The sequence below is a fragment of the Ruminococcus sp. AF31-8BH genome (genome assembly GCF_003460605.1).
In the GTDB taxonomy this organism is placed as follows: domain Bacteria; phylum Bacillota; class Clostridia; order Lachnospirales; family Lachnospiraceae; genus Blautia_A; species Blautia_A acetigignens.
On sequence record NZ_QTVN01000025.1, the window covers coordinates 32,048 to 42,098 of the forward strand.

The 10,051-nt window shown below is 41.3% G+C and carries 11 protein-coding genes; all 11 read right to left on the reverse strand.

The window, feature by feature from the left end; all coding sequences use genetic code 11:
* Positions 1–106 precede the first annotated feature (106 nt).
* A complete protein-coding gene (locus DWZ38_RS20810; RefSeq protein ID WP_178105402.1) occupies positions 107–1,681 on the reverse strand; it encodes a recombinase family protein in 1,575 nt (524 codons plus the stop codon).
* Complete coding sequence (locus tag DWZ38_RS20815) at positions 1,671–3,362, reverse strand: recombinase family protein (RefSeq protein ID WP_117855208.1); 1,692 nt, start codon at positions 3,360–3,362, stop codon at positions 1,671–1,673. The genes DWZ38_RS20810 and DWZ38_RS20815 overlap by 11 nt, the downstream gene beginning before the upstream one ends.
* Positions 3,355–5,022, reverse strand: coding sequence for a recombinase family protein (locus tag DWZ38_RS20820; protein ID WP_178105403.1), 1,668 nt, complete (start codon positions 5,020–5,022; stop codon positions 3,355–3,357). Before DWZ38_RS20820 ends, DWZ38_RS20815 begins: the two co-directional genes overlap by 8 nt.
* A 150-nt stretch (positions 5,023–5,172) precedes the next feature.
* Entirely contained in the window at positions 5,173–5,427 is a 255-nt protein-coding gene (locus DWZ38_RS20825; protein ID WP_055172445.1) for a DUF6870 family protein, read from the reverse strand.
* The gene (locus DWZ38_RS20830; RefSeq protein WP_055172442.1) at positions 5,427–5,972 is read right to left on the reverse strand and encodes a recombinase family protein; all 546 of its coding nucleotides are present in this window, start codon (positions 5,970–5,972) and stop codon (positions 5,427–5,429) included. Before DWZ38_RS20830 ends, DWZ38_RS20825 begins: the two co-directional genes overlap by 1 nt.
* A gap of 635 nt (positions 5,973–6,607) precedes the next feature.
* Positions 6,608–7,063: a sporulation initiation factor Spo0A C-terminal domain-containing protein gene (locus tag DWZ38_RS20835; protein ID WP_055172439.1), complete on the reverse strand. Its 456-nt coding sequence runs from the start codon at positions 7,061–7,063 to the stop codon at positions 6,608–6,610.
* A 26-nt stretch (positions 7,064–7,089) separates the two neighbouring features.
* A complete protein-coding gene (locus tag DWZ38_RS20840) occupies positions 7,090–7,446 on the reverse strand; it encodes a helix-turn-helix transcriptional regulator (RefSeq protein WP_055172436.1) in 357 nt (118 codons plus the stop codon).
* Positions 7,447–7,710: 264 nt separating this feature from the next.
* A complete protein-coding gene (locus tag DWZ38_RS20850) occupies positions 7,711–8,292 on the reverse strand; it encodes a hypothetical protein (protein ID WP_055056076.1) in 582 nt (193 codons plus the stop codon).
* 5 nt (positions 8,293–8,297) lie between these two features.
* Positions 8,298–8,477, reverse strand: a complete 180-nt coding sequence (locus tag DWZ38_RS20855; RefSeq protein WP_055056077.1) for a hypothetical protein — start codon at positions 8,475–8,477, stop codon at positions 8,298–8,300.
* A 315-nt stretch (positions 8,478–8,792) separates the two neighbouring features.
* Positions 8,793–9,404 (reverse strand): hypothetical protein, encoded by a 612-nt coding sequence (locus DWZ38_RS20860; protein WP_117855214.1) that lies wholly within the window; start codon positions 9,402–9,404, stop codon positions 8,793–8,795.
* Between the two features lie 187 nt (positions 9,405–9,591).
* Complete coding sequence (locus DWZ38_RS20865) at positions 9,592–9,921, reverse strand: winged helix-turn-helix domain-containing protein (RefSeq protein ID WP_117855217.1); 330 nt, start codon at positions 9,919–9,921, stop codon at positions 9,592–9,594.
* Between the last annotated feature and the right edge of the window lie 130 nt (positions 9,922–10,051).

A 10,051-nucleotide genomic window follows, 5' to 3' on the forward strand; every position in this document is an offset into this window, starting at 1 on the left:
TTTCTCCTAATACAAAGAAGAGGAAGACACCGTAGCGTTTTCCTCCTCTTTTATGAAATCTTCTTCTCTACTGGAATCCAAGACAATAAGCTCTCCCGGTTTTTTCTTATCCTACTGCTTCCAGAAATTCGTCCCTGTATTTCCATACAATTTCAATATGTTCCGGATCATAAAAATTTATGACTTCAATCAGCTCATGCAGAACTTCATAAGACAGCTCTTCCAATCCCTTATATTTTACAAAAAGTTGCAGTCCCTCTGATTTCTCCTTTTGTTTTTTCTCCTCCCCTTTTAAAATTCTTGCTTCTATCTCCTGTATCTTTTGCTGATAAACTGCTGTCTTCTCCATACAGGTTTGTTTTCGTGCCAGGTAATCTTTCAAAGAAATCTGTTCTTCTGCATATTGTTCATACAGTTCCATTTTCTCCTGTTTACGAAGCGCCAGCTTCTTTTCATATTGCTTTTTCCGATACCGGAGTTTCGGAATATTCAAAGTCTGATTGGCTCTCTTTAACTGCTTTATGGTATCCTCTGCAAGAGCTGCCTGTTGTTTTATCATAACTAGCACCAGTTCTTCCAAGTCTTTCTGCTTATATTTCTTTGGATAACAGGAAGCGTTTGGGGCTGTTGTAGTGCTTCCGCAATAAATCGGTTTTTCTTTGTATGTCACCCGTATTCTCATTTTCCGACCACAATGTCCGCAACGGATCAAACCTGAAAAAATATTCTCAGAAGACGGTGTCCGCCCATAATATTTTCTTCGTTTCTCTGCCATGTCCTGGACCTTCTGAAGTTCCTGCTCCGTTACAATCGCTTCGTGTCTTCCTCCTACACAAATCCAATCCTCTCTTGGAATATATCGGCACTCTCTTTTTGACGGAACCCTGGTTTCTGTTTTCCCTCTTACCGTCAGTCCTGCATAAACCGGATTAAACAAAATCAGCTTTACTAAATTTCCGTCCCAGAATTTCACAGATTTCTTTGCTTCCGGCGCCCAGCCTTTCCTTTGAAGGTATACGGTAGGTGTTTCAACTTCTTTTTTATTCAGGTCCCTGGCAATGTCTGCATAGGTCTTTCCTTCCAACCTTTGGTCGAAAATCCCCCTTACAACGGAAGCTGCCTCCATATCCAGATGGAGTTTTGTATGAACACCGTCATGGAAGCAATATCCGTATGTTGGGATTGAACCATGATATTGTCCCATTTCAGCCTGTTTCCTCATAACTTTTTTGATATTGTCGGAACAAATCTGGGGATAAATCCCATTGATCAGGTTCTTAAATTTAATCTCCGTATCCTTTCTTTCAGAAGGTTTCTGGCTGCTGTCATAAAAATCATTGATTGAAATAAAGCGCACCCCAAGAAATGGAAATATTTTTTCGATATAGTTTTGTGTTTCTATGGTATCCCTTCCCAGGCGGCTCAAGTCTTTGACAATGATACAGATCCGTTTTCTCCTGGTAATCAGCCCCATCATGCGCTTAAATTCCGGGCGGTCAAACGTTGTACCGCTATAACCGTCATCTACGAAGAAGAAAAGTTTTGCCCCTGCAAACTCCGGCTGGTTTTCTACAAAATGCTGGATCAAGAGCCTTTGATTTTTAATGCTGTTGCTTTCCTCCATTTTTTCTTTATCATCTCTGGAAAGACGCATATAAGCAAAAATAAAATCACACTGCATACGGAAGACCTCCTTCCATATTGGCCAGTTCTTTTTCCAGCTCTTTTTCAAATAAATCCCCAAACCAGAACACGATTTCCACATAGTCTTTGGAATATACCGTAATCTTTTCAATAAAACGGTCCGCAATCCCTTTCTCTATCTTCTGGAATCTTTGGTACTTTAGAAGTTCCTCTGTCCAGTCCATTCTTGCCTTCACCTGATCTAACAGGTGCTGTCCACGAAGCTGTATCTGCTTCATATTCTGCCTGGCTGCTTGCTGTTCTTCCTGATAGGTTGATTTAATCTCCTGATATTCCTTGCAGTCCAACAGCCCAGTAGCATAATGCTCAAACAAGGTTTCCAGTTTTCTTCCATATTTCTCATACTTCTGTCTGGCACTTTTTACTTTTTCTGCCACCTCCTGCTCCAGCTTTTGATAAAACTCTGCACCATAGGTTTTCTTACTTTCTACAGCAAGCCGGATCTGGTAACGGAGTGCTGCCTTGACTGCCTGATTGATGTAGATTTCATTCACCGTCCGGAAACATTCCGTATGATCTGTAAGGGAAAAGGAAGGACATTTATAAACCATATATTTGTGTTTCTTATTGCCTCCGCTCCTGCTCCTTCCAAGGCGTTTTCCGCAATGTCCGCAGAAAATCCTTCCCTTAAAAGGACCATCTGCCCCCTGTTTTTCTTTTGGGTTTGCAGCCCAGTTATCCAACGTATCTTTCCAGCGTTCCTTTGCAATTTCCTGTGCTTTCTCATAAATTGCCCGTTCCACAACTGCTTCCCAGGCATTTTCACACACTTCCCACTGCTCTTTTGGTATCATCTGAAGGGGAATATTCTGCGCAAGCATCTGTTTTGTTTTCCCATAAACAGCAGCACCTATATAAACGGGGTTCTGTAAAATCTTCCTGATACCGTCTGATCTCCATAACCGCCTTTTTTCCGGCTCCTTTCCCTGTTTCCTTTTCTGGTAGCTGTCCTCCGGTCCTAATACCTTTCTGCCATTCAGTTCCCTTGCTATATCATAGCTTGACATTTCTTCAAACACATACCAGTAAAAAATCTGCCGGATTATTTCTGCTTCCTCTGGTTCCGGCACCAGCTTCTTACTGTTTTCCTCTGCTCTTTGGTATCCATAAGGAGGTCTGGAACCCCAAAACTCTCCCCGTTCCCTGGACAGCCGGTGCGCCTGTACCAGTTTCTCTGAAACTTCCCTGGCATAATAATCATTCATAAAGTGTTTCAAAATATTGGTGGTCCTGTTTTCTACACAAGCTGGGTTTGCACTGTCATATTCGTCCATAACGGAAACAAACCGGATATTTAAGGTTGGGAAAATCACATCAATCAAATCTACAGCATCTAAGGCGTCCCTTCCAAAACGGGCAAAATCCTTTACAATGATGCAGTCAACCTTTTTATTTGCCACATCTTCCATCAACTCTTCAAATGCGTCCCTTTGGAACGTTGTACCTGTCACACCATTATCCGCATAGACTTTTACCACCAGCATTTCCGGGTGTTTCTTTGCGTAGTCTTCACAGATCTGTTTTTGGATATAAATGGAATCCCTTCTGCCATGCCCTCCGTCCTTTTCGGAAAGCCTTACATAAATATAGGTTCTCAGATACTTAACTTCTGGCTTGCTGCTTTGTCTTCTCTGTCCTCTTTTGCTTACCTTAGGCACTTGCTTCCGCCCCCTTTCCTTTCAGGAAGGCTTCCACACGCCGGTCCGGCTTTGCCCTGTTTACCGTTTCCAGCAGTCCCAATACCTTTTCAAATTCATCTTCAAACCAAAAATGAATGATAATGCGCTTCTGTTCATATACCTCAATCCGCTTGACCAGATTTACCAGCATTAAGCGGTCCACTTCCGTCCGGTCCTGGTATTCCAGAAAATATTCCAGCCACTCCTGCTGTTTTTCAAGGGTTTCCTGCAAGTTTCGGATTTCCCTTTGCTGGCACTCCATTGCCTGCCGGATTTCCTCTAAAGACTGGTCATACTTTGCTTTGAAGGTTTCAAATTCTGTCCGGTCCAGGATTTCTTCTGCAAAACTGTCATACAGTTTTACTTTAATGTTTAAAATCCTCTGGCTCTCCTTTTCCAGCATCTCCAGTTTTTTGTCTTCTTCCAAAAGCCGCTGTCTTGGGATTGAGGCAGTTTTTACATACGCCAGTATCTCTTTCAGCTCCACCAGAACAGAAATATAATGCAGGATTGCCTCTGTCACAGCTCCTACCAGTTTTTTCTCACTGATACTATGGGAACTGCACTGCTTTTCATAAAGGGAAGTCGAACATACATAATAGTGGTGGACTTTATCCGGGCTTTTCAGTACCATGCTTTCTTTACAGTCCCCACATTTTACCAGGCCGGAAAGAAGCGCCAGCCCCTTTGCACCCCTCATGGTATCCATTTTCATCAGGTTGCCTACCACTTCATATTGATGTCTGTTGATAACCGGCTCAAAGGCATTTTCATACCGTATCCACTCGGCTTCCTCTTTGTGGATCACAACCTTTACTTTATGGTTTGGCGTTGTTGTTTTTCCCTGTATCAGCACTCCGGTATAGCGTTCATCAAGAAGGATACGGCGTACCATAGTTGGCATCCAGACCGGTTTTTCCGTCAAGCGGAACCCTGTCTTTAATTTCTGTTTTAAATATACCTGCTTATACCGAAGAGGCGTCAAGATCCCACGCCGGTTTAATTCTTCGGATATATCCGTTAGGCTGCAGCCCTGCATTTTCATGTGGTAAATATCCCGTACAACAGAAGCTGCCACTTCGTCCATAACTAGCTTATGTTTATCCTCTTCGGATTTCAGATAACCATAAAAAGCAAAAGGCGCTACACACTGCCCGGCTGTCATTTTGACATACAAATGAGAGCGCACACTTTTGGAGGTATCCGCAGGATAAAGGTCATTGATTAAACTTTTAAATCTCAGGGTAAGGAAATCACGATTTGGCGTGAGGCTGTCATAATTGTCATTGACAAGGATCAGGCGCACACCCATTTTCGGCAGGATACGTTCCACATACTGTAAAACACCGGAAAAGTCCCTTCCATAACGGGAAAGGTCTTTGACAATAATACAGTCTGCTTTCCCCTCTTCCAGCATACGCAGCATTTCCTGAAAACCGGGGCGGTTAAAGTTTGTGCCGGTATATCCATCATCTACACATTCTTTTACCACCTGAATTTCAGGGTGGCTCTTTAAGAAGCTATGGATTAGTATCCTCTGGTTTGATATGCTGTCGCTTTCCCTGTTATCACCATCTTCGTCAGAAAGGCGCAGGTAAACAACCGCACGATAGATTTTTTTAAGTATTTGATTTTTCATTGTATTCGCTCCTATCATTTAGATTCGTCAGCCGATTCCCTAAATGATAGAGGCTACTGGGTCCTTGCCATCATCCTACCATAGTCCAGAAGGTTTGTCCACCCTGTAATCTGCCAACAATCCGCTTTCTTCCCTATCCCTGTCGTAGCTTTACCATTTCATCTGCACAAGGCTTTGCATGGCTTCCTCTATGGTACGGTTGGTAGAAGCAAACCCAATCTTTATGGTGATCCCTTTATATTTCAGAAAATAAGGGTTCTTTCCGGACTCCAGGATTTCCCGGACCTTCTCCGGTTTGCTTTTTTTTACATCAATCTTCAGTTTCTCTACATCTTGTATCTCTTTCGGGTCAATGTCCTCAAACGTCATTTCCCGCATCTTCAGCAGTTCTTCCCGCGAGAACATTATATCCCTTCCCTGGTACAGCAACTGCACAGATACGCATCTAAGTCCTGCTCAAATTGTTCCTGTTTCTCCCAGGTGTGCATTAAATATTGTTTCAGTCTGGCATAATCTAAAATCCCATAACCGATACAGTCTATCTGCACCTGGAAAGCCTGGAGCAGTTCCATAGTCTGTAAAATTTCCTCCGGACAATAGGATAACCTGCTAAGCCCGGATACCACAATCACGTCAATCATGCCTTTTCCTGCAAGCACTGCCAGCCTCTGCCAGTTTTCTTTTTCTATGGAATTACCACACCCTACACCTTCCAGGATCGTAACTACATGGTATGTCTGCTGTTCACAGTAATGCAGGCTTTTTTCTTTTTCATAATACAAAAGCCCTGCACATGGAATGGGAATATCCAGATACACTGCCGCCCGCTGGGGACTGTTCCTATTTTCTATCTCTTTTTTTCCTTTGCAGATCCATGCAGGGAATAACATTCCTCCCTGAAAGACCTCTTTATCTTCTGAAAACAGTTTTTGTAACATCTCTCTATTCATTGCTCTGCCTCCTCTTTCTTTGGCTCCTGTTTTCATTCCAGGGCTATAAAGAAACCGGCGTTTCCCCATAGCCCTAAAATGAACCCATTTTACACACCATACCGGCAGGGCCTTCCCTGCCAGCATGTTTTTTATTTTCTCACCCCGGTGTGAACGGGAGCATGTAGGACCGGCCCGGCTGGCCGCCTGACACCCTGCAGCACCCTTTCCCGCTGCAGCATGTCCCAGACGCTACCCTGGTTGCAGTGTTTTATGCAAAGGTATCATTATCATTCGGCTTTCAGACTGCCTGCCACCCACAGCCTATGTCCGGGCGCTGCTCACACTTTTCCTTCATCTTCTACGATTCCTTGTTTGATCCGCTTCTTTTCTGCCTTACCTGCTGTCAATGCGGACAAATGTATCTTCGCACAGCTCATGACCCTGCATCATACAAAATAGAATGTGCCGAAATGTTTTGTGTCCTTTAAGATATTTCTATAGATTAGCGTCAGAAATGACACGTTTGTTTTAAAAAAATATCACCATACTGATATTCAGTTTTCAAGGTTCTTCCCGGCTGAAAACATCAGCCTGCCAAAAGACACCATAACCCTGATGTGTTTTGGCAGACTGTTTTCGGTCTGCATTTCTCTTTATTTTTTTAACCGGATAATCATATCTGCCCAAAATTCCGTATATGCCTGCCGCATCAACTCCAAAAGCCGGTCTTCGGTAATTCCCGTAATCACGTTCTCTTCTTTCTTTTCCGGTTGTGGTTCCGGTACTTCCAGTGCTTCCTCCCGTATCTTCATCGTAAGCATGGATAAGGAAGGGGAATTGGCACAGTTAATAAAACCGATATAATGGTTCACCACATCATAATCACCTCTGCAGCTTCGGACAATATCAAACGCATGACGGATTGCCCGTTCTACCCGCTGCCCTGTCGTACCATTTTGCTGAGCTACCTTAAAGTACAGATATGTCGTTTTGATCTTGCTGTCTTTCTCCAGGATCAGAACACAGTCTACGATATAACCAAATCCTTTTACATTGGCTGGCATTCCCATTTTAAATAATACTGCTTCCACCTTTTCTCTTGATAACATTTCCCTTTTCCTCCCCGTTTGTATTCTCACTTCCTGCTGTCTTGCTGATATTCCTTTAGCCCCTTCTTAATTCCCTCTATGGAATAAATCAAAAGGCTGGTTTCCCATTCATTACAATCCTGTACCAGATACCAGATCTTCTCCTTCAACATCATATCTTTTTTTGCTGTCCCCATGTGTATGAAGTGTTCTTTTATGGGAATGTCCATAGCTTCCAGCAGACGGATATAGGTTTTCATCCCCATAAGTCTGGCATGTGTTTCAATCTTTGCCAGATGTGATACAGAAATATCCGCTTTCTCTGCAAGCTGCTCCTGAGTCAGTCCTCTGGCTTCCCGCAAGGCTTTTATGGCATCTGCTACAATATAAAGTTCATTCTGCATTCTTTTATCTCCTCGTTGATTACAGGCTCTATTATAATTACAAATCCTTTCCCTGGTAATGGACTATGGAGGCAAGATTTCCCTGTTTCATTACCATTTCTTTCCTTTTTTTGTTTTAGAGATTTATTATATCTGAACGCCTTGAAAACGATTTTTGCACTATTTACGAAAAAGCACTGCATTATCTCTTCATTTAGGCATAAAAAATACAGGTGACTCCTCTATTTTAGAATCACCTGCACCTTATGTATCCTTATTCTTTTTTTATAAAATTCGTAGCATCTGAATATAATTCACATTTTCTTTTTCTGATAAACGTTCTCCGAATTTCCGGAATCTGTTTTTCTCGTTCTGATAGAAATTCAATAGCTCCGGCTTTTCCTCACACTCTAAGTACACAACGCCACCGCCAATTTCACGCTGTACATGTTTAAGAATGGTCAATACCGCTTCCATCATCTTTCCGCCATCTGGAACGGGTGCGTCTTTATGCTGATAATTTTTTCCAAACTGACCGATCAGAAAAGCAGAAAGAGCATATTCATCTGTCTTCTCATTTTTTTGTGCATACCGCTGTATCTTTTTTTGCAACGTAGAAGAAAGATTTTTTCCCCAGATTTGCACTGCTTTATGTGTGATTGCAAAAATTGCCAAAACCCTGCTATACTCATCTAACAAAAGATAAGTAATGGACATCTTCCGTTTTGCGAACTCTACCGCATTATTCCGGACAAAATTTTCTATTTCTTTATTCTTCGGACACGAAAAACCGGAGAGGACATCAACTACTGACTCCTCTCCTATAAGTTCTATATAATCTAAAATATTTACAACTGCATAATACATCTCTCTTAGTTCCTTTTCCTACCCAGGAATCTGCGTAATTCTTCTACACTATCTAATATTGGAATAGACGGTGCAGAAGGTTTCCATACTGGATCTTGACTGGACTTTTCAAGTGCATCTACAAATGCTTCTGCTTTTTTCGGATCTTCAATTACAACATTGGTAAGAATACTTGATGTAGCCATATAAAAGCACCTCCTCTTCTCTTATCATTCTCTTTGTTCTAAAAAGCGGTTTTATGCTGGCTGTCAGCCGCGACACCCTTCCGAATGTCTGAAATGTCGCCGGTATCATTCAGTCCCCGGTGCGGACTCACCGTATCTCCCTGGTGTGGGCGTAATACTCTTTCGAGTATAAAATAGTCCCAATATTTACCCTGCCTAGACGCAGTACAGCTTTTACGTGCCGCTACACGAAACCTTTTGGCTTAACTATATTATATGTGATATCCTAAGAAATATCAATGGTTTCCCCAAAATTTGTATCCTGTTATAGAAGGTTCATGGTCGTTTCCATAAACTTTTTCTATAATCTGTATCCAATACTATTTTATGAAAATCCAACATTGCGTGCTCTTGCATCAGTTTCTCACCCAATTTCACAAGAGGATTGGTTTCCCATTCCGGATTAATTCCTGTTTGATGAAAGTATCTTGCATAAGCAAATCCCTCCGCTACCGCATCTGAATTTTCAAATACTCCCACCATTGCATCTGTAAACTGTACAATGATTGAGTTTCCAAAAATACCCTGCAATTCTTCCGCATTCGCATCATCATATTTCTCTACATCAAAAAATAAAGAGAAATCATACGTATTCTCTTTTCCGTCTTCTGTTTCATAAGAAATGGTTCCAAAAATATCTCCCTTGCCAGACGGAAGTTCGATTGACTCTGAAAGCTCTAATTCATATTCAATACCATTGAATACTGTCGTTGCTTCAAACATTTGTGATATACAGGTACCTTCTTTTTCATAAATATCTTTTTGTAAAAAGGAAATAGGATTATACTCCATATTTTCCCATATCTGTTTTCCTTCCACTGTCCGTTTACACAAGAAATCTAAAAGCAACATCATTGTTTCCTGATCTATTTCTTCATATACGTTCATAGTCAGCCTCCTTTTTCTTTGGATAGTCCACAAAAGCTCTGTAAGAGTTTATCTCAATTTCTAGTTACAACGTGATATTTAGTCAAATGACGTATGTACGCGCCTTCTTATAGTTGCCAATATTATATGGCGTATCTCCCAAAAATTCAATCAGAATATACAAACTTTTACTCACACTATCCTGCCTTTACATCTTTTTTAGTCTATACCCTACATTGATCAATGTTTCTATAATATCATGCCCCATCTTTTTTCGTATCTTCCATACTACGTGTTCCACTGTTTTGTACGGAATCTGATCATCATAATAATTACTCTCCCAGACCGAACAATAGATATTCTTCTTTGGAATAACCCAATTTGGTCTTTGTGCTAAAAGATACAGAACTTCAAATTCCCTGGGAGCTAAGCTGATTTCTTTTTCTTCATAAATAACAGTATATGACATGGGATCAAGTTGAAATTTACCATTTCCTAATACAATTTCAGATTTATGTTCTGGAAAAATATTTTGCATCTATAAATTCTCCTATTTATGTCTTCATATTACTAAGTTGATATATTCATTTAAAACGGTTATAATTCAACTTCACTTAAAATACCATAAAGAACAGCACTTACTTCAAAGGAGTCACCTAGATCCAAAA